This window comes from Pseudomonas sp. K5002, from assembly GCF_013386655.1.
Classification (GTDB): domain Bacteria; phylum Pseudomonadota; class Gammaproteobacteria; order Pseudomonadales; family Pseudomonadaceae; genus Aquipseudomonas.
Genome location: NZ_JACARK010001775.1, coordinates 1 through 324 on the forward strand (window position 1 = coordinate 1; position 324 = coordinate 324).

Below are 324 nucleotides of genomic sequence, written 5' to 3' on the forward strand. Positions count from 1 at the left end.
GGAAGCCCACTTGTCTGATGGCGAAGTGATCCAGTGTGACCTGGTGGTGTCTGCTATCGGCCTGCGCCCGCGTGTCGACCTGGCCGCCGCCGCCGGGTTGCAGATCAACCGCGGGATCATGGTCGACCGCCACCTCAAGACCTCCCACGCCAACATCTACGCCCTGGGCGATTGCGCCGAGGTCGATGGCCTGAACCTGCTGTACGTAATGCCCCTGATGAGCTGCGCCCGCGCCCTGGCCCAGACCCTGGCGGGCAACGCGACGGCCGTCAGCTACGGCCCTATGCCCGTCACGGTAAAAACCCCGATCTGCCCGCTGGTCGT

Annotated in this window: 1 protein-coding gene; it reads left to right on the forward strand. The window is 66.4% G+C overall.

The window, feature by feature from the left end:
• Positions 1-324, forward strand: a 324-nt coding sequence (locus HX846_RS39215; RefSeq protein ID WP_178967699.1) for an FAD-dependent oxidoreductase, incomplete at both ends; no start/stop codon positions are given.